25 protein-coding genes are annotated in these 23,809 nt (G+C 57.4%); 5 read left to right on the forward strand and 20 right to left on the reverse strand.

Annotation, left to right across the window (positions count from 1 at the left end):
• The first annotated feature begins 64 nt into the window (after positions 1-64).
• Positions 65-529, forward strand: coding sequence for an anaerobic ribonucleoside-triphosphate reductase-activating protein (gene nrdG, locus N7V53_RS14105; RefSeq protein WP_279793744.1), 465 nt, complete (start codon positions 65-67; stop codon positions 527-529).
• Positions 530-534: 5 nt separating this feature from the next.
• Here the strand turns inward: nrdG and N7V53_RS14110 are convergent, their stop codons facing one another.
• From N7V53_RS14110 to pmbA, 13 genes are all read right to left on the reverse strand, one after another.
• Complete coding sequence (locus tag N7V53_RS14110) at positions 535-819, reverse strand: type II toxin-antitoxin system RelE/ParE family toxin (protein WP_279793745.1); 285 nt, start codon at positions 817-819, stop codon at positions 535-537.
• Positions 809-1,051: a type II toxin-antitoxin system RelB/DinJ family antitoxin gene (locus N7V53_RS14115; RefSeq protein WP_042714051.1), complete on the reverse strand. Its 243-nt coding sequence runs from the start codon at positions 1,049-1,051 to the stop codon at positions 809-811. Before N7V53_RS14115 ends, N7V53_RS14110 begins: the two co-directional genes overlap by 11 nt.
• Positions 1,052-1,129: 78 nt before the next feature.
• The gene (locus N7V53_RS14120; protein ID WP_279793746.1) at positions 1,130-3,040 is read right to left on the reverse strand and encodes a PRD domain-containing protein; all 1,911 of its coding nucleotides are present in this window, start codon (positions 3,038-3,040) and stop codon (positions 1,130-1,132) included.
• Positions 3,041-3,120: 80 nt separating this feature from the next.
• Complete coding sequence (locus tag N7V53_RS14125) at positions 3,121-3,858, reverse strand: KDGP aldolase family protein (RefSeq protein ID WP_279793747.1); 738 nt, start codon at positions 3,856-3,858, stop codon at positions 3,121-3,123.
• Positions 3,855-4,973: a DgaE family pyridoxal phosphate-dependent ammonia lyase gene (locus N7V53_RS14130; protein ID WP_279793748.1), complete on the reverse strand. Its 1,119-nt coding sequence runs from the start codon at positions 4,971-4,973 to the stop codon at positions 3,855-3,857. The genes N7V53_RS14125 and N7V53_RS14130 overlap by 4 nt, the downstream gene beginning before the upstream one ends.
• Positions 4,957-6,090: an amidohydrolase/deacetylase family metallohydrolase gene (locus N7V53_RS14135; protein ID WP_124970323.1), complete on the reverse strand. Its 1,134-nt coding sequence runs from the start codon at positions 6,088-6,090 to the stop codon at positions 4,957-4,959. Before N7V53_RS14135 ends, N7V53_RS14130 begins: the two co-directional genes overlap by 17 nt.
• 42 nt (positions 6,091-6,132) lie before the next feature.
• The gene (locus N7V53_RS14140) at positions 6,133-6,774 is read right to left on the reverse strand and encodes a DUF4310 family protein (protein ID WP_023480214.1); all 642 of its coding nucleotides are present in this window, start codon (positions 6,772-6,774) and stop codon (positions 6,133-6,135) included.
• A 9-nt stretch (positions 6,775-6,783) separates the two neighbouring features.
• Positions 6,784-7,560, reverse strand: coding sequence for a DUF4311 domain-containing protein (locus N7V53_RS14145; protein ID WP_124970326.1), 777 nt, complete (start codon positions 7,558-7,560; stop codon positions 6,784-6,786).
• 51 nt (positions 7,561-7,611) lie between these two features.
• On the reverse strand, positions 7,612-7,908 hold the full coding sequence (locus tag N7V53_RS14150; RefSeq protein WP_023480238.1) for a DUF4312 family protein: 297 nt from the start codon (positions 7,906-7,908) through the stop codon (positions 7,612-7,614).
• 2 nt (positions 7,909-7,910) lie between these two features.
• Positions 7,911-8,273 (reverse strand): SFCGS family glycine-rich protein, encoded by a 363-nt coding sequence (locus N7V53_RS14155; RefSeq protein ID WP_023480243.1) that lies wholly within the window; start codon positions 8,271-8,273, stop codon positions 7,911-7,913.
• Positions 8,274-8,283: 10 nt separating this feature from the next.
• Positions 8,284-8,622: a glycine dehydrogenase gene (locus N7V53_RS14160; RefSeq protein ID WP_071789532.1), complete on the reverse strand. Its 339-nt coding sequence runs from the start codon at positions 8,620-8,622 to the stop codon at positions 8,284-8,286.
• An 850-nt stretch (positions 8,623-9,472) separates the two neighbouring features.
• Positions 9,473-9,859: a cytochrome b562 gene (cybC, locus tag N7V53_RS14165; protein WP_279793749.1), complete on the reverse strand. Its 387-nt coding sequence runs from the start codon at positions 9,857-9,859 to the stop codon at positions 9,473-9,475.
• A gap of 55 nt (positions 9,860-9,914) precedes the next feature.
• Positions 9,915-11,267 carry a metalloprotease PmbA gene (pmbA, locus tag N7V53_RS14170; protein WP_042714065.1) on the reverse strand — a complete coding sequence of 451 codons (1,353 nt, stop codon included), beginning with the start codon at positions 11,265-11,267 and terminating at the stop codon, positions 9,915-9,917.
• Positions 11,268-11,361: 94 nt separating this feature from the next.
• Between pmbA and yjgA the strand changes: the two genes are divergently transcribed.
• Together yjgA and N7V53_RS14180 are read left to right on the forward strand one after the other, a co-directional pair.
• Positions 11,362-11,919 (forward strand): ribosome biogenesis factor YjgA, encoded by a 558-nt coding sequence (gene yjgA, locus N7V53_RS14175; protein ID WP_023478484.1) that lies wholly within the window; start codon positions 11,362-11,364, stop codon positions 11,917-11,919.
• A 259-nt stretch (positions 11,920-12,178) separates the two neighbouring features.
• Positions 12,179-13,387, forward strand: a complete 1,209-nt coding sequence (locus N7V53_RS14180) for an aldose 1-epimerase family protein (protein ID WP_279793750.1) — start codon at positions 12,179-12,181, stop codon at positions 13,385-13,387.
• A 60-nt stretch (positions 13,388-13,447) separates the two neighbouring features.
• On the opposite strand, the gene mpl is transcribed toward N7V53_RS14180, so the two are convergent.
• Positions 13,448-14,830, reverse strand: coding sequence for a UDP-N-acetylmuramate:L-alanyl-gamma-D-glutamyl-meso-diaminopimelate ligase (gene mpl / locus N7V53_RS14185; RefSeq protein WP_023478520.1), 1,383 nt, complete (start codon positions 14,828-14,830; stop codon positions 13,448-13,450).
• Between the two features lie 279 nt (positions 14,831-15,109).
• Between mpl and fbp the strand changes: the two genes are divergently transcribed.
• Positions 15,110-16,108 (forward strand): class 1 fructose-bisphosphatase, encoded by a 999-nt coding sequence (gene fbp / locus N7V53_RS14190; RefSeq protein ID WP_023478503.1) that lies wholly within the window; start codon positions 15,110-15,112, stop codon positions 16,106-16,108.
• A 44-nt stretch (positions 16,109-16,152) separates the two neighbouring features.
• Here the strand turns inward: fbp and N7V53_RS14195 are convergent, their stop codons facing one another.
• The 6 genes from N7V53_RS14195 to ytfQ form a co-directional block, all read right to left on the reverse strand.
• A complete protein-coding gene (locus N7V53_RS14195) occupies positions 16,153-16,650 on the reverse strand; it encodes a DUF2569 domain-containing protein (RefSeq protein ID WP_279793751.1) in 498 nt (165 codons plus the stop codon).
• 16 nt (positions 16,651-16,666) lie between these two features.
• Positions 16,667-18,232 (reverse strand): methyl-accepting chemotaxis protein, encoded by a 1,566-nt coding sequence (locus tag N7V53_RS14200; protein ID WP_279793752.1) that lies wholly within the window; start codon positions 18,230-18,232, stop codon positions 16,667-16,669.
• A gap of 110 nt (positions 18,233-18,342) precedes the next feature.
• Positions 18,343-19,341, reverse strand: a complete 999-nt coding sequence (gene yjfF, locus N7V53_RS14205; RefSeq protein WP_279793753.1) for a galactofuranose ABC transporter, permease protein YjfF — start codon at positions 19,339-19,341, stop codon at positions 18,343-18,345.
• Complete coding sequence (gene ytfT / locus N7V53_RS14210) at positions 19,328-20,353, reverse strand: galactofuranose ABC transporter, ATP-binding protein YtfT (RefSeq protein WP_279793754.1); 1,026 nt, start codon at positions 20,351-20,353, stop codon at positions 19,328-19,330. The genes yjfF and ytfT overlap by 14 nt, the downstream gene beginning before the upstream one ends.
• 10 nt (positions 20,354-20,363) lie before the next feature.
• Complete coding sequence (ytfR, locus tag N7V53_RS14215) at positions 20,364-21,866, reverse strand: galactofuranose ABC transporter, ATP-binding protein YtfR (RefSeq protein WP_200580977.1); 1,503 nt, start codon at positions 21,864-21,866, stop codon at positions 20,364-20,366.
• A gap of 54 nt (positions 21,867-21,920) precedes the next feature.
• Positions 21,921-22,877, reverse strand: a complete 957-nt coding sequence (gene ytfQ / locus N7V53_RS14220; RefSeq protein ID WP_023478471.1) for a galactofuranose ABC transporter, galactofuranose-binding protein YtfQ — start codon at positions 22,875-22,877, stop codon at positions 21,921-21,923.
• Between the two features lie 400 nt (positions 22,878-23,277).
• Between ytfQ and ppa the strand changes: the two genes are divergently transcribed.
• Positions 23,278-23,808 (forward strand): inorganic diphosphatase, encoded by a 531-nt coding sequence (ppa, locus tag N7V53_RS14225; RefSeq protein WP_023478348.1) that lies wholly within the window; start codon positions 23,278-23,280, stop codon positions 23,806-23,808.
• Position 23,809 lies beyond the last annotated feature (1 nt).

Consider the following 23,809-nt stretch of genomic DNA (forward strand, 5'->3'; position numbering starts at 1 on the left):
TAAGTAAGTGACCCGGGTGAGTGAGAGCAGCCAACACAGTTATGGCGGCAAGTGGGAAGCGAAAATGAAATATCATCAATACTACCCCGTCGACATCGTCAACGGCCCCGGCACCCGCTGCACCCTGTTCGTCTCCGGCTGCGTGCATGAGTGCCCAGGCTGCTACAACAAAAGCACCTGGCGGCTGAACTCCGGCCTGCCGTTTACGCTGGAGATGGAGGATCGGATCATCGCCGATCTCAACGACACGCGCATTAAGCGCCAGGGGATCTCGCTTTCCGGCGGCGATCCCCTGCATCCGCAAAACGTGTCCGATATTTTAAAGCTGGTGAAGCGCATCCGCGCCGAGTGCCCCGGCAAAGATATCTGGATGTGGACCGGTTATAAGATCGAGGAGCTGAACGCTCCGCAGCAGGAGGTTGTGGATCTGATCAATGTGCTGATCGACGGCAAATTTATGCAGGATCTGAAAGACCCGATGCTGATCTGGCGTGGCAGCAGCAATCAGGTTGTGCACCATTTGCGGTGATGGGGTTACAGGCGGTGAGTGGCGCTGTGGTAAGCGGCCTCTTTTTCACGTTTACCGATCGCCACGACAAACACCGTCACCACGTTGTCCCTGACCTGGTAAATCAGCCGATAGCCCGAGGTACGAAGCTTGATCTTGTAGCAATCCGGCAAGCCATGCAGCCGGGCTTTTTCTACTCTCGGTTGAACCAGCACTTCTGCGAGCTTCTTTTTAAACTGCGCCTGAACCGTCACGCCCAGTTTTTTCCACTCTTTCAACGCGCGCGGATCAAACACCAGTTCATAGATCATCCAGCCTGACCTTGATCCCTTTTTGCGGGTTCGCCAGGCGCTCTCTGACTACCTCCAACAGTGCCGCTTCGTCTTCGCTCACCGTTACGGTTTTAACCGGCATACGGCCATTCTCTGCAACGTATTGAAACAGCAGGCGCACCGCTTCGGTGGGCGTAATGTCGAGTTTCTCCAGCACTTTCCAGGCCTCCTCTTTGAGCTTGTCATCCAGCCGAACATTGAGCGTTGCCATTATGCCTCCGGGCAGGTGGGAATGTGTAATGCAATATAGCATTACATTGGCATTACATCCGTTTTTGGATAACCGCTCTCAAAACCGGCTTACGCAGTCCATCGCCACGCGTTGAAAGGTGTCGAAATCGGCGCAGGCGCAGAGCCTGGCGGTGGCGCGTTCGCGCAGGAAGGTGACAAAAATATCGTAGATTGCCATCGCCTCTTCATACTCGCTTTTGCTGATCGCCAGTAAAAAGATAACGTGCGCGGTTTCATCGCCCCAGACGATGCCTTGTGGGGCCAGCACGGTGTAAACCACGGTTTTCTTCGCCAGCAGGCCAAGGGCGTGCGGCAGCGCGATGCCTTCCCCGAGCAGGGTGCTGACAATCGCTTCGCGCTCCACCACCGAATCGAGGAACTCGCCATCGACAAACCCCTCCTGCTGTAGCTCGGCGCAGAGGGTGCGGAACAGAGTTTGCTGATCCATCGCCTCATCGATAATGCGAAAGTGGGCGGCATCAAAATACTTCTTCAGCATCCACGGGCGGGTGCGATCCACCAGCACCAGTTTGCCAATCTGCTCCAGCTGGTAGTCGCTGGGGAACGGCGCGATGGTCACCACCGGTTTATCTTTTTCGCTGATGCGCGCGGTAGAGATAACAAAATCTTCCGCCAGCGTGTCGCACTGCTCGTAGTCGCGCAGCGTCACGGTGCGGGTAATGACGATTTGCGGATATTTGCGTGCCAGCACCGCTTCAATCATCCGCACCATCGCATTTCCGGCATCGCACACCAGCAGCACGCGCGGCTGGCGCTGGTAGCCAACGTTGTAGTGCCGCTCCAGCCCGACGCCGATATGCAGCACCAGAAAACCGATCTCGTTTTCGCTGATGGTATAGGGCGTATATTTCCCCCAGCTCGACACCGCCGCCAGCGTCATATCCCACGCCATTGGGTAGTGCTGTTTAATGTTATCCAGCAAGGGATTAGGGATCATGATCTGGTAGCGCACGCGGGTGATCATGGTTTTGATATGGGTCAGCAGGTCGGCATGCAGCTGCGCGTCGCCCTGCAGATTGTAGTTATAGTGGGTGTTGATATAGCCGAGGATGTAGTTCACCAGCGTTTCGTCATCATCGGCGCTGATGGCGCTGGGTGCCGGATCCTGCACCCGCCGGGCGGCGATATGCACCCGCAGCCAGTGCTCTTCCGCCTCCGCCAGCGGTTTGCCCGCCAGCTGCTGCAACGCACTGGCAATATCCCGCGCGGCGTGATGCACCTGTTCATCACCATCGTCAGCGGTGAACTCCGAGAGCGGAAACCCTTCGCTGATGCGCCGCACGGCAACGGCGCAGTAGAGCTGAATAAAGCGATCGCCCTCATCGGTAAGGCGAATATGGTAGCGGCTGAAGCAGTCGTGCAGAAACGGCGCCAGCGCCTCGGGCACGCCCGCGTTAAGCGCATCTTCGGTAATCAGCGGGTTATGGGCATTGTGCTGCGCCAGTTCCCACAGCAGATCGGTGAGGCAGGCGCGCAGCGCCATTTCGCTGCCGAAGAGCTTCATGCCGTGGCGCGGCCGGGTCTCCAGCGTCAGGCGGTAGCGGGAGAACCACTCGCGCACTTCGGTCATATCGTTTTGCAGCGTGGCGCGGCTGACAAACCACTCGTCAGCCAGATCCTCAAGCTTGAGGGAGAAGGCCGAGGTGATAAAGCGCACCACCAGGTAATGCACCCGCTCCGGCCCGGTGCGCGGAATGCGCAGCGCGCGCGGACGGGTGGCTTGCAGCGCGTGATAAAGCGCGGCATCAAGCACCTTCAGCTGGTAACCGCTGCCGCGGCTCAAAATAAACTGCGCGCCGTGGTTCTCCAGCAACGCATTGAGCGCAGTGATATCAGCGCGGACGGTACGCGTGGAGACCGACAGCCGCTGCGCCAGCTCATCCTGCGGCAGCGTCTCGTTCTGCAGCAGGCTGAAGAGTTGCGCTAAACGTTGGTTCGGAAATCGCACGTCGTTACCTCATGGTTAAAAGTGCCTTAGGTTGCTGATATATATCAAATAATCAGGCCGGATAACGCCAGTACTAGGCCTTACACCAGCGTTTTAGTCATCATAAGCAGCTGGCGGACATCCGCCGGGCGGGTCTCGCCACTCACCTTATCAATAATTGAACTATAAATGTGCGGAATGATTTTGCTGACGCCCGCTGCCAGTGCTATCTCCAGGATCTCGCTGAAATTCTCCAGATCGATGCCGCCGGTCGGCTCCAGCCAGAAGTCGTGCCGCGCGCAGGCTTCGGCAACGGCTTTGTACTCCTCGCGACATTGCAGCCCGCCCATCGGGAAATATTTGATTGAGCTGCCGCCCATATCTTTTAGCAGGGCAATCGCCGTTTCCACCGGCACAATCGCATCGGCGGCCTGGCTGCTGAGCGGCCCGGTGGAGATTTTCACCTGCCCTGGCGTGCCGGTGGGCGACACCAGACCATTAACCACCGTCTCGCTCTGCCCAAGCAGCGCGCGGCTGGTGCCCACCCCGGTAAAGACCTGGTTTACATGCTGCGGCTGCACTTCGCGGGAGATGGCGCTGACCATCGCCGACTGGTTCGGATCGCCCGCACCAAGGCCGACTGAGAGCGCATTATCGATCCTCAGCGCGTACTGGCGCATCTCGGCCACCGCCGAGTCGATATCCGGGTAGTTTTTTGACAGCACGCCGACCAGCACATGCCCTTCCGCCGCTTCATAGATGGCGCTGGCGTTATCAATGCTGCCTGCCAGCACGTTCAGACATACGCGGTCGTGATAAAAGTTGGGGGTCAGTTTCATGGGCGTGGCTCCTTATTCATTTCCTCGGCGATGCGTTGCGCGATGATGGTCAGTTGCTCGGCGCTGACGCTGCGCACATCGGCTTCGATAATCCCTTCATTGGCTTTGTAGCCGCGAAAATAGATGGCGTACTCGCCCTGTTTGAGGGCCTCGACCAGCTCACCGGTAGCAATGCAGGTGACGGCTTCATCAAATTTGATTTCACTGCGGGCGATATCTCGCCCGGCGCTGTCCCACACCACGCGGGCGCTAACGCCATTAAGGCTATTGAGCTGTTCAATAAAAGGCGTCATTTTGGCGACCATCTCCGCCCCGCTCTCCTTTTTCGCGCTGAGGTAGTGCTCGATGGCGCAGGTGAGGCCAAGAATGCCCTCTTTGCCCACCTTCATCGCGCGGCCAATGCCCGCCGTCTGGCGTTTCACCCACTCTACGTATTGCGTTTTGCCAATCACCAGCCCGCTGGTTGGCCCTTCAATCGCTTTCGCGCCGCTGTAGATCACCAGGTCGGCCCCGGCCCGGTAGTAGCACTGCAAATCCTCTTCGGCAGCGGCATCGACAATCAGCGGCAGGTTATGTTTACGCGCCACCACGGCGGCCTGCTCGACGCTGAGCATGCTCTTCTGCACACAGTGATGGGACTTGATAAAGAGGATCGCCGCCGTGCGTGGGGAGATCGCCGCCGCCAGCTGATCGGCGGAGCATTCGTTGGCGTAACCGGCTTCAACCACTTTGCCGCCGCCAAGCGCCACCATCGTGCCAACCGGCGCACCGTAGTTCACGTTGTGCCCGCGCGGCAAAACAATCTCATTATTTTCGATCTTGGTGCTGTGCAGGTTCTCCAGCAGCCAGTCGCTCTCTTTCACCAGCACGGCGGCAACGGCTTGCGCCAGCCCAGCCGAGGCGCAGGAGACGACGGTTGCGCCTTCCACATCCAGCAGCTTCGCGATGTAATCGCCGGTTTTATTCACCAGGTCTTTCATTTCGAAGTAGTGGTTCATGCCCTCCAACGCTGCCTCAACCACTTCCGGGCGCGGGGTCGAGACGCCGAGCGCCGTCATGCGCCCGGAGGCATTAATCACCTGTTTTAACTGGTACTTCTCATAAATCGAAGACATGCTCTGCCCTCCCTTGTTCGGTCAGATAGCCCCGGCCCGCGCGAATGGCGGCCAGCGGCGTAAGTAACTGGTCGGCCTGCAAGGCGCTGTTCTCTGCATCATTGAACAGCACCGGCTGGCGGCGAAGATCGAAAATTGTCAGATCGGCATCGAAGCCAACCGCCAGACGCCCCTTCTTCGCCAGGCGCAGGCCGTCGGCGGCGTGGTCGGTCACGCAGGCGATCACCTGCGGCAGCGAGAGGCCGATGGCGAGAAACTTGGACATCACGTTCGCCAGCGATCGCACCGGGCCATCAATGCGGTTGCGGCAGTAGATATCGGAACTGATGGTGTGCGGCAAAATACCGAGGCCGATGGCCTGCTTCGCCACCGCAAAGCTGAAGCTGGCGCTGCCGTGGCCGACATCGAGGCGCACGCCGCGCGTAATGGCGCGAGTCACCGCAGCGCGCAGTTCGCCGCCCGGCGTCAGAATGCGGTTCGGCTTGCCGTTGTAGCAGTGGGTGATGATGTCCCCGGCGCTCAGCAGGTCGGCAATCTCATCGAGATTCGGCGGGTTATTGCCGATATGCACCATCAACGGCAGATCGCCATTCTCCTGCTGCATCGCCTTCGCGCGCTCCAGCGGCGTGATGCCGTTGTCACCAACCACACTGCTGCTCATGCGTGCCTTCAGGCCAACAACAAAATCGGGGTGGCGCTGCACGGCGTCGCGTACAGCGCGGGCGTCGATATTGTCGAGGTTCGCCAGCTCGTTCTGCGCAATCAGCCCGACGCGCGAGATATTAAGCAGGGCGTAAACGTCGGTCGTGGCCTGGCGGGTGATGGCGTAGAAGTCATCAATATCATCCGCGCCGGTGCTGCCAGCATCGATAACCGTGGTGACGCCGGTTTCAATCCCGACGCTGTCCGGCTGGTCGTGGTAAATCGGCGAGTTGGGGTAGCAGTGGACGTGGGAGTCGATCCACCCGGCGCTGACATAGTGTTTGCCCGCCAGATCGACGGTTTTCACCGCCGGGCCGCTAATCTCACCAAGTGCTGCGATTTTCCCGTCGCTGAGGGCAATATCCGTTACCGTATCGTCCACCAGACGCGCCCGGCGCAGGAGTAAATCAAACATATCTCTCTCCAGAAGTGACGGGTGCCGCAGCACCCGTATCGATCAGAGTGCGACCGGGAAGATCGCGCCCAGCAACATCGCGCCGAGGATAGCGCCGCCGGTAATCGGCTTTTGCCAGAGGTAAAAGAGCAGCGCGCCCACCAGCGAGCCAATGCCAATCGGAATCGAGGCGGTCATCGCGCTTAAGATAATCAGCGGGCCAAGAAAACGACCGGAAGCGTTACCCGCGCCCATCATTACGTCTGCGCCGTAGGTGGAGTCGCTCTGATTAATGGTGAATTTACGCGCCAGAATAATCAGGTAACCAATCGCCAGGCCAATCACCAGCCCGGTAGCCAGCGAGGCAACAAAGTTAGCGACCGGGAAAACAAAGCCCGCGCCGAGCAGCAGGGCGGGCACACCGAGACCAACGCCGGTCTGGATCGCGCCGCCAATATCGAGAATACCGACCAGCGACCCTTCGATAATGCGCGCAAACAGGAAACTGGCACCGAAGGCGGCGACCGCGCCGTAAACGCCGGTATCCATGCCTGCACGCAGCATCGAGACAAACGCCACTTCGTTAAACGCGCCGATGCCGTAGAGGTAGTACATGTGCGTTCCGGCAAAGACGCCGGAGGAGAGCAGGCCAACGAAGATCGGGAATGACCAGTCGGCGTACCAGAAGCCTTTATTCTCTTCCATTGCAGATCCTTATTTGCCGCTCAGCGAATTGTGGATGAGCTCCAGCCAGTTCGGCGCGCTCAGGTGGAATGACTCAATCATTTTCAGATCGAAGCCGCGGAAGAAGGCGCTCAGCACAAACAGGGCGACAATGGCGCTCATCATCACTTTGGTAACGCGGTTCCAGCCGCTCTCTTCCACCCCTTTACCAATCAGGATGCCGAGCACCAGGCCCGGTACGGCATTGCCCATAATCAGCTGCGCTGCGCCGCCGAATACCGTCGCCCAGAAGCCCGATTTTTTGCCCGCGTCGATCGCCGCCAGCCAGAAGATCACCGGCATGATGGTGTTGACCAGCAGGTTAGCGGCGGGTACCAGCACTTTCACGGCGGTGACTTGCAGCGCGGCTGGCACGGAGGAAGCGGTGAGGTTAAGGAAGGTGACGACCACCATGCCGATCAAACCACAGGCAATCGCCATCTTTTTCGGATTGTGCAGGGTTTCGCCGACGTTGCGGTTTTTGACCATCAGCGCCGCCGCGCCCCAGTTCGGGATGATGCGGTGGTCAACGTCCTGGGTAAACGAACCCGCCGCTACTGATGAAGCCCAGGCGTTAAAGAAGAAGCCCAGGCCAAAGGAGAAGTGCGACGCCGGATCCCCTTCGCAGGAGTTCAGCTCGCCCAGTGTACGAAATGCGCCCATTCCCTGAGTGGTTGGCGCGTGAAACATGCGTGCAGCCCCGGCGCCCACACCGACGCCGACCAGGCCGCCGATAATGAGCGATTTTATTAGTATGAGTAAGAACATCAGTCTGCCCTCTTCTACCCTGCCAGCAACGCCTGCGGGGTATGCGGTAAGTTAGTGCGTGACGAACTCCACCTTGTCGAGATTGATGGCGGTCACGTTGACGGTCACGTCCAGCTCCACGCTGTACGAGCGTCTTTCGCGACGCAGAAAGAGGAACAGAAAGGCCTCTTTGCGCGTCGTTTCCTGCGCCTGAACGACCTGCACATCCTGTGGCTCAATACGCAGTAAAATGTGCGGCGACGCCTTCATCACCGCGGCCTGAACATGGTTCAGCGCGTCAGCAAAGGCGCGCGTTTTGGCGTCGCCCTTGCCCTTCACCCTGACCGTGGTGGTGAACTGTTCTTTCATGGTTATGCGCCGTGTTTTTTCTGCCACGCCTGCACCAGGCGCTCGCCTAACTCTTCTTTATCCATAAAGCCGAAACCGAGTACTTTGCACCCTTCGTTAATCGCGGTGACGCCCTCGTCGATGGAGCGCATGCCGTGTTTCGCTTTATAGCCATATTTGTTCTGCGCGGTGATGGCACCTGCGCCGCCGCTGCCGCAGAAGGAGATGCCGAAGGTGGCGTTTTCCGCGTTCATCACATCGCCGAGTTTCATATCCGCCGCCACGCCCGGTACCACTACCGCGCGGCCGCCCGCTTTCTCGACGCCTGCCGCGACTTTCTGCCCTTTGCCCAGGCGGTCGCCAATCACTACGGTAATCTGTTCCATGGTTTGCTCCTTAAAGGTTCTCTTTTGCCACTTCGAAGTGCACTGACAGCAGCCAGGCCTCTTCTTGCGGGAGATTGCCAAACGCCGCTACCACGTCGTGGGCGAGGCGCATCGATTCAGGCGAGATCTCATCAAACAGGCTGGCATCCACTTCCGGCAGCGGCTCGCCGGTCACCGACCGGTGCGCCATCGCGCGAAGATGGGAGGTCAGCATCTGCTGCTGCACCGCATTCGGCGTGATGTTCTGCGCATGAAGCAAGGTGTAGACCTGCGACAGCATGCGCTCCGCCAGGGTTGCCGTTTGCGCCGCCTGCATGGTCGCATCGTTCATTACCGCTCCGTTATTCACTCGTCGTACCCCGTTGATGGCTCAGGAGTAAAGCTAACGGCGCGAAGGCAGAGTTTGTAGCGAGGAGTTTTCCACTTCGAAGTGGAAACCGGGAGGGCGTTAGTGATCTGCGCCACAAAAAAAGCCCACAGAGGGATTTTTCACTGAACGGCGGTCACAACGTTGGGCGATGAGGGTGGGATTTCATGCCCGATGGAGCAGAAAAAAAGGGGCAAGCGAGAGGAGAAAGTGTGAGGGGGATAAGGTTTGCTTATTGGGGGTTACGGAACCGCTGAAACCGCGTAGGCCGGATAAGGCGGAGCCGCCATCCGGCAATGGGGTTCGCATGTGGCTTTGGTGGAATGATTCCGTTCACCAGGCGTTCGGGAGTTTCATTAATCTCTTATGCGGTGAACGGGACAAGGGAAGCTGCCGCGCTCCCCTTGTCAATCCCCGCGGCCCCGCGAGGAAATCGGTGCTGCGCACTGCGCTCACCTCCCGCGTGCCTGGCTGCGGCCGGCTCGACTCGACTTGCTCACCCCTACGGGGATTCGCTCCCTGTCTCGGTTCGCCTCTGTCCGCCATCCATGGCGTCCAGACCTTGTCATTCACGCTTCGGTTCGCCGATTTCAGCGGGGACACAACCCCTCGCTGTCATATTGCAAATAAAAGCCGCACCAGTATCGCTGAAAGCGCGTTTTGGTAGGCCGGATAAGCGTGTAACGCGCCATCCGGCAATGGTGCCGCGGAGGTATTGCCGGATGGCGGCTGCGCCTTATCCGGCCTACAACGGCACGTCATATATGCCGGAAAACGGCATAAAAAAAGAGCCGCGACGGTGAGGTGGCGGCCCTTTCCTGATGGAATTTGGTTAACGGAATTTCTGATGATAGGTATTGCGGGTACCAGCAATATCCTTCGCTGCGGCCTTCGCCTCTTTCACTTTACCTTCGTTCGCCAGCTTCATCGCGCCGTCGATCTGGGCAATCAAAATATCAAAACCGTGGCGGAAATCTTTCACCTCCGGGCTGTCCGGCGCTTTACCTTCCAGCTTCGGCGGGGTCTCTTTCTGGGCGTCCTGCGCGGCAGTGCGCATTTTTCCTAACGCCTCTTTCAACTCAGAAGCATCGTCGGTTTTCTGCACCACTTTGTAGTTGTCATTCAGCGTTTCCATATCATCTTCAAGGTCAGCGGCAAACACCGCTGAACCCACAAACAACGACGACACCGCGAGGATCGCTAACAGGTTTTTACGCATTGCTCATTTCCTTTTTTATTATCACGCTTAAAGGCGCAGAACGCCGCGCCACGAATTATTGTCCGGCGATCTTCATCTCCGGCAGCAACACTGAACCACACTGGATGTTACTGCGCTGTTCAATATCGTCACCGACAGTAACAATATTGCGCCACATATCCTTCAGGTTGCCGGCAATGGTAATTTCGCTTACTGGATACTGAATTTCACCGTTTTCTACCCAGAAACCAGACGCGCCTCGCGAATAATCCCCGGTAATACCGCTCACGCCCTGGCCCATCAGTTCAGTCACTACAAGGCCAGTGCCCATCTCTTTCAGCATCTGCTCAAAGCTCAGGCCGCGCCCGGCAATGCGCCAGTTGTGAATACCGCCCGCGTGACCGGTGCTCTTCAGCCCCAGTTTGCGCGCCGCGTAGCTGGTCAGCAGCCACTGCATCAGCACGCCCTCTTTCACGATATCGCGGCGCTCGGTGCGCACGCCTTCGCTGTCGAACGGCGTGGAGGCCAGCCCTTTACGCAGGTGCGGGTGCTCTTCAATGGTTAACCACTCCGGCAGGATCTGTTTGCCGAGGTAATCGAGTAAAAAGGTCGATTTGCGGTAGACCGCGCCGCCAGCAATGGCGCCAACCAGGTGACCAAACAGCCCGGTCGCTACTTCATTAGCGAAAATGACCGGCGCTTTCATGGTCGACAGTTTACGCGGTGAGAGGCGCGACAGCGTGCGACGGGCGCACTCTTCGCCTACCCACTCCGGCGTTTTTAACTCGTTGATATCACGGCTAATGGTGTAGGCGTAATCGCGCTCCATATCGCCATTCGCTTCGGCAATCACGCTGCTCGACAGCGAGTGGCGGCTGGAGCAGTAGCTCTGCAACATGCCGTGGCTGTTGCCGAAAACTTTAATGCCGTAGTGGCTGTTGAAGCTGCCGCCTTCGGTGTTGCTGATGCGTTTGTCCGCTTTCAGCGCCGCCTGCTCGGCGCGCGCCGCCCACTCAATTGCTTCATCGGGGGTCACTTCCGCCGGATGGAAAAGATCGAGATCCGGGGCGTCAAAGGCCAGCAGCTCTTTTTCTGCCACGCCAGCGAACGGGTCTGGCGAGGTGTAGCGGGCAATATCAAGCGCCGCCTGCACCGTGCGGGCAATCGCCTCCGGGCTCAGATCCGTCGACGAGGCGCTGCCTTTGCGGTTCTGGTGATAAACGGTGATGCCCAAAGCACCATCGCTGTTAAATTCGACATTCTCCACTTCACCATAGCGGGTGCTGACGCCGATACCGGTGGTTTTGCTGACCGCCACTTCCGCGCCATCCGAACGGCCTGAAGCCAGATCAAGCGCGGTTGCGACCGCTTCTTCCAGAACTTTGCGCTGTTGTGCCACTTGTGTGATTACTTTCATCGCCAATGCCATAATTAAGGGAGAGAATCTTTGAAGTCTAACAGAGAACCGTTTTTCAGTGCGCGCCTTAACTGGTAACATTAGCCTCTTTTTTAAGGAGCCTGAGATGACAAAGCAGCCCGACGACTGGCTCGACGACGTGCCCGGTAACGAGAGCGAAGACGAAGATGATGAGATCATCTGGGTCAGTAAGAGTGAAATTAAGCGCGATGCTGAAGAGTTAAAGCAGCTTGGCGCTGAAATGGTAGAGCTGGGAAAAAACGCGCTGGATAAGATCCCGCTCGACCAGGATCTGCGCGACGCCATTGAGCTGGCGCAGCGCATCAAGAAAGAGGGTCGCCGCCGTCAGTTGCAGTTGATCGGTAAAATGCTGCGTCAACGCGATGTCGAGCCGATTCGCCAGGCGCTGGATAAGCTGAAAAACCGCCATAACCAGCAGGTCGCTTTCTTCCATAAGCTTGAGCACCTGCGCGATCGCCTGATTGAAGAGGGTGATGACGCGGTGCCGGACGTGCTGAATCTGTGGCCGAATGCTGACCGTCAGCAACTGCGCTCGCTGATCCGCAACGCCAAGAAAGAGAAAGAGAGCAACAAGCCGCCAAAAACCGCGCGTTTGATCTTCCAGTATCTGCGTGAGCTCGCAGAGAGCAGCGAAGAGAGCTAATCCGCACAGAACCCTCTTTAACCGAAGAGGGTTTTTTTATCCCCTGCAAGCTGAAACGTTAAAGCTAAAAGCACGCCACTTCACATATTCACACCATCCATTAGTCTCATTTCATCAATAAATGTGATCAATATCTCCCTTTCCGCCTCTGCCCGACGCTCATTTTCAGCAGATGAAACGGATCACATTTTCCTGGCGGCGCAAAACGTAGATTCCTGCTGTAACGCAGGTAATCGATTCAGCTAAAAAGGAAAATAAGATGAAAAAGACCGTGATGCTCTCCGCTATTGCGCTGCTGGTGTCCGCGCCGGTTATGGCAAAAACCTGGGTGCTGACAAGTGCTGAAGGCAACATTGAACAGGGAAACTGGCGTATCACCAGCGATCAGCTGAACATTAAAGATCAGCAGTTCAGCATTGAGCAGGTGGTGCTGCACGGCGGCAAGCAGGAGGGGAGCAAAGTCATCAAGCTGACCAGCAAAAACGGCCTGACCATTGCCCTTAGCCCGACGCGCGGCATGAATTTACTCTACGCCGATGGTTTTGGTGTGCATATGGGCTGGAGTTCGCCGGTGAAAGAGGTGGTGAACCCGGCGTTTATCAACCTGGAGAGCCGCAACGGGCTTGGCTGGCTGGAAGGGTTCAACGAAATGGTGGTGCGCTGCGGCTATGAGTGGACGGGTCACCCGGTCACGGCTGACGGGCAGCTTTACACCCTGCATGGTAAAGCGGGCAACACCCCTGCATCACAGGTTTCCGTCGATGTCAGCGAAAAAGCGCCGTATGAGATCCGCATTCGCGGGCTGGTGAAAGAGAGCACCTTTAAGAAAGCCGATCTGCAAACCGAGATGGAGCTGCGCTACATTCCGGGCAGCAACAGCTTCAGCCTGCATGACGTGCTGACCAACCACGCCGACTACCCGCATGATTATCAGATCATCTATCACAGCAACTTCAGCAAACCGATCCTCGAAGAGGGCGCGCGCTTTATCACGCCGCTGGAGAGCGTCAGCCCGTTCAATGACTACGCCAAAGGCGGCATGAAAACGTGGCAAACCTATGCCGGGCCGACCAAAGGCTTCGACGAAATGGTCTTTAATATCAAACCGCTGGCCGATGCGAACAAGCAGACCGTCGCCGCGCTGCTGAATAAAGCGGGCGATAAAGGCGTGGCAATTGACTACAACACCGAGCAACTGCCGGTGCTGACACTGTGGAAAAACACCGATACCGAAAAACAGGGTTACGTCACCGGTATCGAGCCGGGCACCAGCTACGCCTACCCGGTCACCATCGAGCGTGAGCAGAAACGCGTTAAGCAACTGCAGGCAGGCCAGAGCACCCGCTTCGATCTCACTTATACGCTGTTGCACAACCGCGATCAGGTGGCGAAAGTTGAAGAGCGTGTGAAAACCATTCAGGGCGACAAAGCCCCGCAATCCAGCGATACGCCGATGGCGAAAGAGTAACGCCAGGCATAAAAAAAACCGCGCCGGTCGCCCGTGCGCGGTTTTTTTACGCGTCAGCTATCAGGCTTTTTCAGCCGCGAGCTGCGCTTTCTTCTCCAGCTTATCGAGCAGCTTCTGATGAATGCCGCCAAAGCCGCCGTTGCTCATCACCAGAATGTGATCGCCCGGCTGGGCGCTTTTCACAATCTGATCCGCCAGCGTATCGACATCCGCGCTCCAGTGCGCAGGCTGGATACAGGCCTCCGCCACTTCCGCGACCTGCCACGGAATATGCTGCGGTTGCAGGAGGAAGACTTCATCGGCGCGGCCCAGCGACGGCGCGAGATCATCTTTGCACAGCCCCATCTTCATGGTGTTGGATCGCGGCTCCAGCACGGCGATGATCTTCGCCGTCCCACCCACTTTACCGCGCAGCGCGGCGAGTGTGGCGAGGATTGCCGTCGGGTGGTGCGCAAAATCGTCATACACGCAGACGCCGTGCGCTTCACCGCGCAGCTCAAGGCGGCGGCGGGCGTTGATAAACGAACCGAGCGCATTGGCGGCATCCGCAGGCGTAACGCCAACATGACGCGCAGCGGCGATCGCCATCAGACCGTTATGCATGTTGTGCTCGCCCACCAGGCCCCAGTTGACCTGGCCGACGCATTCACCATCCAGCCACACTTCCCAGCTTGAAGCGTCGGTGGTCAGCTTCTTCGCCTGCCAGTGGCCCTGATCGCCCACCAGCTCCTGCTCGCTCCAGCAGCCCATCGCCATCGTCTGTTTCAGGTTGATGTCGTTTTCCGGCCAGATGATTTTCCCCTGCCCTGGTACGATGCGCACCAGGTGGTGGAACTGCTTCTGGATCGCTTTCAGATCGTCAAAAATGTCCGCGTGATCGAACTCAAGGTTGTTGAGGATCAGCGTGCGCGGGCAGTAGTGGACGAATTTGGAGCGCTTATCGAAGAAGGCACAGTCGTATTCGTCAGCTTCGATAACGAAAAAATCGCTCTCGCCGAGGCGCGCGGAAACATCGAAATTGCCCGGCACGCCGCCGATGACAAAACCGGGTTTATAGCCACAGGCTTCGAGGATCCAGGTCGCCATCCCGGCGGTGGTGGTCTTGCCGTGCGTACCGGCAACCGCCACAACCCAGCGGTCGCGCAGCACAAAATCATGCAGCCATTGCGGGCCGGACATAAACGGAATGTTCTTCTCCAGCACCGCTTCGACACACGGATTTCCGCGGGTCATCGCATTGCCGATAATCACCAAATCCGGCGCGGGATCGAGCTGGCTTGCATCATATCCCTGAATTAAATCAATGCCTTGCTTCTCAAGCAGCGTGCTCATCGGCGGATAGACATTGGCATCCGAACCCGTTACCTGGTGGCCCAGCGAGCGCGCCAGCATTGCCAGCCCGCCCATGAAAGTGCCACAAATCCCCAAAATATGAATGCGCATACGTCATTATCCTTGCTTAACCTGGCGCACATTTTACGCATATGTTTAACGTCTGAGAAATGCATTTCAGGATAATCCGTACCCCGCTGGCGCGATTCACCTGTGCGCGAAGTTTTGAATGTTTGTTAGTATTGTTGCATGTCCGCTGCGTTTTCGTTTGCGAAAGCTCGGGTTGTTACCGTTTCGTTGGTTAACGGCTCTGAACTTCTCCGCCAAACATGCTGAAAACCGCAGGCTACAATCGCTTTACTCCATATTCAAAAATGCAGGGAAAGTGTTATGAAAACGTTAGGTGAATTTATTGTCGAAAAGCAGCATGAGTTCTCGCATGCCACGGGTGAACTGACTGCTTTACTGTCGGCGATAAAACTGGGCGCCAAGATCATTCATCGCGATATCAATAAGGCCGGTCTGGTCGATATCCTGGGTGCCAGCGGTGCTGAGAACGTACAGGGCGAAGTGCAGCAAAAACTCGACCTGTTTGCGAACGAGAAACTGAAATCCGCGCTGCGCGCCCGCGATATCGTCGCCGGTATCGCCTCTGAAGAAGAAGATGAGATCGTCGTTTTCGAAGGGTGCGAACACGCTAAATACGTGGTGCTGATGGATCCGCTGGATGGCTCCTCCAACATCGACGTTAACGTCTCTGTCGGCACCATCTTCTCTATCTACCGCCGCGTTACGCCTGTTGGCACGCCGGTTACCGAAGAGGACTTCCTGCAACCGGGCAACAAACAGGTTGCTGCCGGTTATGTGGTTTACGGCTCATCGACAATGCTGGTTTACACCACCGGCTGCGGCGTTCACGCCTTCACTTACGATCCGTCACTCGGCGTCTTCTGTCTTTCGCAGGAGCGCATGCGCTTCCCGGAACGCGGCAACACCTACTCGATTAACGAAGGGAACTACATCAAATTCCCGCAGGGCGTGAAGAAGTACCTCAAGTTCTGCCAGGAAGAGGATAAAGCGACTCATCGCCCTTACACCTCGCGCTACATCGGTTCACTGGTGGCAGATTTCCACCGTAACCTGCTGAAAGGCGGCATCTACCTCTACCCGAGCACCGCCAGCCACCCGCAAGGGAAACTGCGCCTGCTGTATGAGTGCAACCCGATGGCCTTCCTCGCGGAACAAGCCGGCGGTAAAGCGAGCGACGGGAAAGAGCGTATTCTTGATATCCAGCCAGAGAGCCTGCACCAGCGCCGTCCGTTCTTCGTCGGCAATGAGCATATGGTGGATGATGTTGAGCGTTATATGCGTGAGTACCCGGACGCGTAATAGCGTGTGATTGCCGGAGGGCGCGATAGCCCTCCGGCAAATCTTTACTTCACAAAGGTACGCTTCACGCGTTCGGAAACGATGAAGTAAGGGATCCAGATACAGGCGCTCAGCACATTGCGCACCAGCGGTTTCACCGTCTCAAAGACATAAGGCACATTCAGATAGTGGTGCCCCAACAGCAGATCGACGGCGACAAAGGCCGTACCCACCCCCACCAGTACAATGTAATGCCGCGGCAGCTGACGCTTTTTACGGAAAAAGAGGCTGCTGACAAACAGCGCATAGGCAAACATGCCGACAAACGACGCCAGCTCGAAAAAGAGGATCCCTTTCTGCCCCGAGCCAATCAGCGCGAAGTTCTCCATTAAAAAGCGCAGCGTAACGTTAATGGATATCAGGTTGACGATGATCGACGCAACCAACCCCAGCGCCGGGAGATAGAGCCAGCCGCGGATCTTTTTAAACTCGCGCTCCTCGCAGATGGCACAATAGTCGCTGCCCCTCAGCGCCTCGCTATCACATTGAATACATACAGCCATGACACATTACCTTTGATTATGCTTGCGTCTGCAAACGGAACGACGCCATCGCTTCAAGCAGCTCTCGTGATTGCTGCTCCAGCGAGCGCGTCGCCGCAGACGATTGTTGTACCAGCGCCGCATTCTGCTGCGCCGTTTCATCCATCTGACTTACTGCAATATTAACCTGCTCAATACCGCGGCTCTGCTCCTGGGACGCATTGGCTATCTCGCGCATTAATTTAGTCATGCGCAACACCTCTTCGGCGATCTCATCCATCGTTTCTCCGGCCTGCATCGCCAGATCGCTGCCTTCGGAGACCTGCGCCTGCGAGCTGCTGATAAGCTGGCGGATCTCTTTCGCGGAGTCGGCGCTGCGGCTGGCGAGGCTGCGTACTTCGCCCGCCACTACCGCAAAGCCTCTGCCCTGCTCACCCGCGCGCGCCGCTTCGACGGCGGCGTTGAGCGCCAGAATATTGGTCTGGAAAGCAATGGCGTCGATCACGCTGAGGATATCGGCGATACGATCGGAACTGCCAGCGATATCGCGCATTTTCTCAATCACATAGCAGACCATTTCGCTGCCGCGATCGGCGGTTTCGGAGACGGTTTTCGCCAGCTTATGCGCCTGCTCGGCGTTGTCGGCGTTGAGTTTCACCGTGGCGGTGATCTGCTCCATGCTGGCGGCGGTCTGCTCAAGCGAAGTGGCGGTAGATTCGGTGCGCTGCGAGAGATCGAGGTTACCTGCCGCCAGCTCCCGGCTACCGGTATCAATCTGCGAACTGGCATCGCGCACGCGCATCACGGAGCCGATCAGCGCATGGCGCATCTCCTCAATCGCCGCGTTCAGGCGGTTAAACTCTTTTCCCGTCACTTCGGTTTTCGCGGCAATCAGGTTGCCCGCCGCCACCTGTTCCAGCTGTTGAATCGAGGTATCGAGGGGTTTAAGCAGCATATGGCGCAGCGCCAGCCAGGCCAGCACGATAATCCCGGCCACCAGCAGCGCGACCACAAAAATCAGCGACATAACGAAACGCTTACTGCTCTGCACGGCTGCCACTTCGGTTTTACCGCGCGCTTCGCCCCACGCCTGGAAGGCCTGCATATCGTTATCGAACTGGCGGGAGACAGGGATTAGTTTGCTTTCGAGGAGTTCGTAATAGGCATCGGCGCTCTGTTGGTTGAGCGCGTCCTGCATCGGCTTAATGCCCTGGCTGACGTAATCGCCATAGCTTTTCGCCACCTTTGCCAGCAACACCGCGCCCTGCTCATCATCAACGCCCGCGCTGATAACGCCAGTGAGGGAGTGCTCGCCGAGCGCGATTTCGTTATTAATCAGTTTTACGGAGTTGGCTGCATCATCAAGCAGGCCCACCTCCATCATGCGCACCGCCTGGCCGGCTTCGTTGCGCGCGCGCAGAATCATGGTGTAGCCGCTGTTCAGGCGCGCCATCTTTTCGCCCTGAAGCTGGTTGATTCGCGCCAGCGAAGCGGAGCTCTTATTGAGCGCATAAATACCGATGCCGCTGACCAGCAGCAGCAGAAGAGTCATAACAGCCAGCAGAGAAAGTAAGCCCGTACGGATCGAAAGCGTTTTAAGCATGATGTGGATTCCGGTAGCGAAGAACTTTTTGGCGTAAATTAAGCCCATTCGTCAGTTATCGACCGCTACCGGAATTCCTTTAGAAGAAAAACAGCAATTTCAATATCTTGTTACTTTGTTGCCGTTGGGCTTACCCGCGTCACCGGCGAGTTCTGCCGGCTCTCCCACAGCACCGTCAGGCCGCGTTGCAGGGCGATAAAGATAAACAGCAGGATGCCGATGGCGATCTTCGTCCACCAGGAGCTGAGCGTGCCGTCGAAGTTGATATAGGTCTGAATCAGCCCCTGGATACCCACGCCAAACAGCGTGCCGAGCACCGTGCCAACGCCGCCGCTGAGCAGCGTGCCGCCGATCACCACCGAGGCAATCGCGTCCAGCTCGACGCCAACGCCCGCCAGCGCATAGCCCGCCTGGGTGTAGATGGAGAAGACAATCCCGGCAAGCGTTGCCAGCCCCGTTGAGAGCATATAGATGCGAATCGTGGTGCTGCGCGTTGAGATGCCCATCAGGTTCGCCGAGGTGGCGTTACCGCCAATGGCGTACACTTCGTTGCCAAAACGGGTGCGGTGAGCAAGGAAAATACCGACCACCACCACCATCAGCATCAGCAGCCCCATCGCGCTCAACCTCCCGCCGCCGGGGATGGTCCAGGCCAGGCTGGAGAGGGTGTCATACATCGGGTGGTTAATGGGAATCGACTCTTCCGACAGCAGATAGCTAACGCCGCGCAGGAAGAACATCCCGGCGAGGGTGATGATAAAGGCCGGGATTTTCAGCGCGTCGATCAAAAGCCCCATAAAGGCCCCGAAAGCGCAGCCCATCAGCAAAATCAGCGGAAAGGCGAGCAGCGGCGAGATGCCCCAGGCACCAATCGATTTTGCCAGGAAGACGCCGGTAAAAGCAATCACCGAGCCGACGGAGAGATCGATACCGCCGGAGAGGATCACAAAAGTCATGCCGACGGCGATAATGCCGAGAAAGGCGTTATCCGTCAGGATATTACAGATGACGCGCGTCGAGGCGAATCCGGGAAACTGCGTCAGGCAGTAGAGATAGCCGAGCACGAAAACGCCCAGCGTGATCATCAACGGCAGGTTACGTTTTATCATGACCGCGCACTCCTTTAAGCAACGCAATAAAGCGCGGCGACTGGACAATCAGCACACACATCACCACCACCGCTTTCACTACCTGGTTAAGCTCCGGCTGAAAACCGGAGAGCAGGATGCCGGTGTTCATGCCCTGAATAATCAGCGCCCCCACCACCGACAGCACAATGTTGAAACGCCCGCCCATCAGCGAGCCGCCGCCAATCACCACCGCCAGGATGGCGTCCAGCTCCAGCCACAGCCCGGCGTTGTTGGCATCCGCGCCGCGAATATCCGCCGTGACAATCACCCCGGCGATGGCCGCGCAAACGCCGCTCAGCACGTAGGTCAGCATCACCACCAGCCGCGTATTCACCCCGGCGTTTTTTGCCGCGCGGATATTAATCCCCACTGCTTCGATAAACATGCCCAGCGCCGTTTTGCGGGTAAAGAGCCAGAAGATGAGTAATGTCACCAGCGCGATGATCACCGGCGTTGGGAAGAGCAGCAGCGAGCCGCTGCCGAGCCACGCCAGCGATGGCGCGTTAAAGGTGACGATCTGCCCGGAGGTGATCAACTGCGCGACCCCGCGCCCGGCGACCATCAGGATCAGCGTGGCGACAAAGGGCTGGATCTTGAGGATCGCCACCAGAATGCCGTTCCACAGCCCGGCCAGCACGCCGGTTGCCAGCGCTGCCAGCAGCACGACCGTCAGGCTATGGCCGGAGACGGTTAATGATGCCGCCGTTGCGCCGGCAATCGCCATCACCGCGCCAACCGAGAGATCGATGCCGCCGGTGGCAATCACCAGCGTCATGCCGATGGCCAGCAGCGCGACCGGCGCTGCGCGGTTAAGAATATCGATCGGGCTGCCAAACAGGCGGCCATCCTGCAGCACCACCTGGTAAAAATGGGGCGCGACCAGGCTGTCCACCAGTAAAACCAGCAGCAGGGCTAAGATCTGCGGCGTTCCGGTCGGCCAGTTAAAACGGCGCTTCGGCTGCGCCTGTTGGCCCAGTGATTGAGGCATCACACTCTACTCCTTACGCCGCAATGGCATTCATGATCGCCGGAACGGAAAGCTCGGCGAGCGGGATCTCGGCGACCTGCTTGCGATCGCGCATGATGATCACCCGATCCGCATAGCCCACCAGCTCCTCCAGCTCAGAAGAGATCACCAGCAGCGCCAGCCCGTCGGCGCAAAGGGTCTCGATCAGGCGGATGATTTCAGCATGCGCGCCAACATCAATCCCACGCGTTGGTTCATCAAGGATCAGGAATTGCGGGCGCGTCAGCAGCCAGCGCGAGAGCAGCACTTTTTGCTGATTGCCGCCGGAGAGAAACTCAATCGGCTGTTCGGCGCTCGGGGTACGAATACCCAGCTGGCGGATAAAGCGCTCGGCAATCGCGTTCTGCTCTTTACGCGGGATTGGACGCAGCCAGCCGCGCTGGGCCTGTAGCGCCAGCACGATATTCTCGCGCACCGAAGCGGCGGCGATAATGCCGTCGGTTTTGCGATCTTCCGGGCAGAAACCGATCCCGAGGCACGAGGCGCGATGGGGCGAGCGCAGGGTTTGCGGCTGGCCTTTGATCATCGCGCTGCCGCTGTCGGCGGGCTTAATGCCGAAGATCACCTCTGCCGTTTCGGTGCGCCCGGAGCCTAACAGCCCGGCGAGACCGACGATCTCACCGGGGCGAACCTCAAGATCGAACGGGGCGATAACCCCTTTCTTGCCGTAGTTGTTAAAGGCGGCCACCGGCTTATTGCTGAGCAGCGTGCGCCCGGCGCGTTGCAGGGCGTTACTCTCCAGCTCGCGGCCCAGCATCATCTTCACCAGCTCAATTTGCGGCAGCTCGCGCGTTTCGCGACAGCCGACAAAGCTGCCGTTGCGCAGCACGGTGATGCGGTCGCAAACGGTGTAAACCTGGTCGAGAAAGTGGGTGACGAAGATGAGGCTGACGCCCTGATCGCGCAGCTGGCGCATCAGGGTGAAGAGCATCTCCACTTCCTGGGTATCAAGACTGGCGGTTGGCTCATCGAGGATCAGCACTTTTGCCGAGAGATCGATAGCGCGGCAGATGGCGACAATCTGCTGCATCGCCACGGAGAAGCGGTTAAGCGGCTCGCGCACATCCAGCGAGAAGCCGTAAGATTGCATCAGTTTGCTGGCGCGCTGCTCCATCTCTTTGCGGCGCAGCAGGCCGAAACGACGCGGCTCGCGGCCAATAAACAGGTTATCCGCCACCGACATATTCGGCAGCAGGTTCACTTCCTGGTAAACGGTGCCGATCCCCAGTTGCTGGGCATGGGCGGTATTTTTGGGATTGATGGCCTGGCCTTCGAGCCAGATGGTGCCCTTATCGGCGTGGTAAACCCCGGTCAGCGCTTTGATAAGCGTCGATTTTCCCGCGCCGTTCTCACCGAGCAGGGCCATGATTTCACCGCGTCGCAGCGAGAAATCCACGTTATCGAGCGCTTTTACGCCGGGAAAGAATTTACTTAAGCCTTCGGTACGCAGGATTTCCTGGTGTGCTTCCGCGTTCATTGTTGACCCCTTACACAGATGCCCTCTCCCCGGCGGGGAGAGGGACGACAGGACTCAGTAACCCATGTTTTTCTTCTTCTCCAGCTCCTCTTTCGCCGTATCCGGCAGATAGAGGGTGGATTTGGTAATGGTCAACTTCGGCGGCTCGGTGCCATCCTTTTTGAATTTCTCCAGCGCATCGAAGGCCGGGCCAGCCATGTTCGGCGTCAGCTCGACGCTGGCATTGGCTTCGCCATCGATCATCGCTTTATAGATATCCGGTACGCCGTCGATAGAGCCGGTGAGGATATCTTTGCCCGGTTTCAGGCCCGCTTCTTTAATGGCCTGTATGGCACCAATCGCCATGTCGTCGTTGTGGGCGTAAACCATGCAGATGTTTTTGCCGTTGTTCTCGGCTTTGATAAAGCTCTCCATCACCTCTTTACCTTTACTGCGGGTAAAGTCGCCGGACTGAGAGCGGATAATTTTGATGTTAGAAGCTTTAGAGATCGCTTCCGCGAACCCTTTCTTACGGTCGATGGCGACGCTTGCGCCAACGGTGCCCTGCAACTCAACCACGTTACACGGTTTGCCGGCGACGGTTTTCACCAGCCATTCACCAATCAGCTTCCCTTCGAGGACGTTGTCAGCGGTAACGGTAGTCATATAGAGCGATTTGTCTTTCACATCGATGGAGCGGTCGAGCAGGAAGACCGGGATCTTCGCCTCTTTCGCTTCTTTCAGCACCGGCTCCCAGCCGGTTGCAACCACCGGGGCGATAAAGATGGCGTCCACACCCTGCGCGATAAAGGAGCGCACCGCTTTAAGCTGGTTCTCCTGCTTTTGCTGACCGTCAGCAATCTTCAGCGTAATGCCGCGTTTGCTGGCTTCGCTTTTCGCGACGTTGGTTTCAGCGGCACGCCAGCCGGACTCCGAACCGACCTGCGAAAATCCCACGGTTAACGACGCAGCCATCGCCATAGACGACATAGCTGCCGAAACTGCTGTGACAAGAAGTAAACGCTTCCACATAAGAGCATCCTCGTAGGGTTATTGTTGGCTACTACTTCGCCTGCGGGGAAACTATAGACAATCGGAGATGTAACAAAATGAGTTACATCACAAATCGGAAAAGTGAATGAATTGTTAGTTATCAGTTGCGATCTGGCGCGCGAAAAGGGGAGGCGAAACACAGCAGGAATCTCCCTTGAAATTGCAGAAATTTACTGGCGCAGCAAAAACGCATTTTTACGCTGTAACCGCTTACACAAAATTATTCAGTATGCTGCTATGGATATGGACAAAGTTGTCATTAAATGGCGCCGGTAAAGGCTCTGAAAAGTCGCTGGCGAGTAAAACAGCCCAAGACATTCACCGCCAGTTGGCTATAATACCCGGCACTTGTTTGCCACACATTTTAAAGGAAACAAACATGAGCTTACTCAACGTCCCGGCGGGTAAAGATCTGCCAGAAGATATCTATGTTGTTATCGAAATTCCGGCTAACGCTGACCCGATCAAATACGAAGTCGACAAAGAGAGCGGCGCGCTGTTCGTTGACCGCTTCATGTCCACCGCGATGTTCTATCCGTGCAACTACGGTTACATCAACCACACCCTCTCTCTGGATGGTGACCCGGTAGACGTGCTGGTGCCGACGCCGTACCCGCTGGAGCCAGGCTCTGTGATCCGCTGCCGTCCGGTTGGCGTGCTGAAAATGACCGACGAATCCGGTGAAGATGCCAAGCTGGTTGCGGTTCCGCACACCAAGCTGAGCAAAGAGTACGATCACATTAAAGATGTGAACGACCTGCCGGAACTGCTGAAAGCGCAGATCACTCACTTCTTCGAGCACTACAAAGATCTCGAAAAAGGCAAATGGGTGAAAGTGGACGGTTGGGACAACGCTGAAGCGGCGAAAGCTGAAATCGTTGCCTCCTTCGAGCGCGCTGCCAAGAAGTAAG

The sequence above is a fragment of the Kosakonia sp. HypNH10 genome (assembly GCF_029850615.1).
In the GTDB taxonomy this organism is placed as follows: domain Bacteria; phylum Pseudomonadota; class Gammaproteobacteria; order Enterobacterales; family Enterobacteriaceae; genus Kosakonia; species Kosakonia cowanii.

Bases quoted from the DNA above. Each gene is read 5' to 3' on its own strand.
- nrdG (WP_279793744.1), top strand. From the start codon at position 65: ATGAAATATCATCAATACTACCCCGTCGACATCGTCAACGGCCCCGGC.
- N7V53_RS14110 (WP_279793745.1), bottom strand. From the start codon at position 819: ATGATCTATGAACTGGTGTTTGATCCGCGCGCGTTGAAAGAGTGGAAA.
- N7V53_RS14115 (WP_042714051.1), bottom strand. From the start codon at position 1,051: ATGGCAACGCTCAATGTTCGGCTGGATGACAAGCTCAAAGAGGAGGCC.
- N7V53_RS14125 (WP_279793747.1), bottom strand. From the start codon at position 3,858: ATGAAACTGACCCCCAACTTTTATCACGACCGCGTATGTCTGAACGTG.
- N7V53_RS14130 (WP_279793748.1), bottom strand. From the start codon at position 4,973: ATGTCTTCGATTTATGAGAAGTACCAGTTAAAACAGGTGATTAATGCC.
- N7V53_RS14135 (WP_124970323.1), bottom strand. From the start codon at position 6,090: ATGTTTGATTTACTCCTGCGCCGGGCGCGTCTGGTGGACGATACGGTA.
- N7V53_RS14140 (WP_023480214.1), bottom strand. From the start codon at position 6,774: ATGGAAGAGAATAAAGGCTTCTGGTACGCCGACTGGTCATTCCCGATC.
- N7V53_RS14145 (WP_124970326.1), bottom strand. From the start codon at position 7,560: ATGTTCTTACTCATACTAATAAAATCGCTCATTATCGGCGGCCTGGTC.
- N7V53_RS14150 (WP_023480238.1), bottom strand. From the start codon at position 7,908: ATGAAAGAACAGTTCACCACCACGGTCAGGGTGAAGGGCAAGGGCGAC.
- N7V53_RS14155 (WP_023480243.1), bottom strand. From the start codon at position 8,273: ATGGAACAGATTACCGTAGTGATTGGCGACCGCCTGGGCAAAGGGCAG.
- cybC (WP_279793749.1), bottom strand. From the start codon at position 9,859: ATGCGTAAAAACCTGTTAGCGATCCTCGCGGTGTCGTCGTTGTTTGTG.
- pmbA (WP_042714065.1), bottom strand. From the start codon at position 11,267: ATGGCATTGGCGATGAAAGTAATCACACAAGTGGCACAACAGCGCAAA.
- yjgA (WP_023478484.1), top strand. From the start codon at position 11,362: ATGACAAAGCAGCCCGACGACTGGCTCGACGACGTGCCCGGTAACGAG.
- N7V53_RS14180 (WP_279793750.1), top strand. From the start codon at position 12,179: ATGAAAAAGACCGTGATGCTCTCCGCTATTGCGCTGCTGGTGTCCGCG.
- mpl (WP_023478520.1), bottom strand. From the start codon at position 14,830: ATGCGCATTCATATTTTGGGGATTTGTGGCACTTTCATGGGCGGGCTG.
- fbp (WP_023478503.1), top strand. From the start codon at position 15,110: ATGAAAACGTTAGGTGAATTTATTGTCGAAAAGCAGCATGAGTTCTCG.
- N7V53_RS14195 (WP_279793751.1), bottom strand. From the start codon at position 16,650: ATGGCTGTATGTATTCAATGTGATAGCGAGGCGCTGAGGGGCAGCGAC.
- N7V53_RS14200 (WP_279793752.1), bottom strand. From the start codon at position 18,232: ATGCTTAAAACGCTTTCGATCCGTACGGGCTTACTTTCTCTGCTGGCT.
- yjfF (WP_279793753.1), bottom strand. From the start codon at position 19,341: ATGATAAAACGTAACCTGCCGTTGATGATCACGCTGGGCGTTTTCGTG.
- ytfR (WP_200580977.1), bottom strand. From the start codon at position 21,866: ATGAACGCGGAAGCACACCAGGAAATCCTGCGTACCGAAGGCTTAAGT.
- ytfQ (WP_023478471.1), bottom strand. From the start codon at position 22,877: ATGTGGAAGCGTTTACTTCTTGTCACAGCAGTTTCGGCAGCTATGTCG.
- ppa (WP_023478348.1), top strand. From the start codon at position 23,278: ATGAGCTTACTCAACGTCCCGGCGGGTAAAGATCTGCCAGAAGATATC.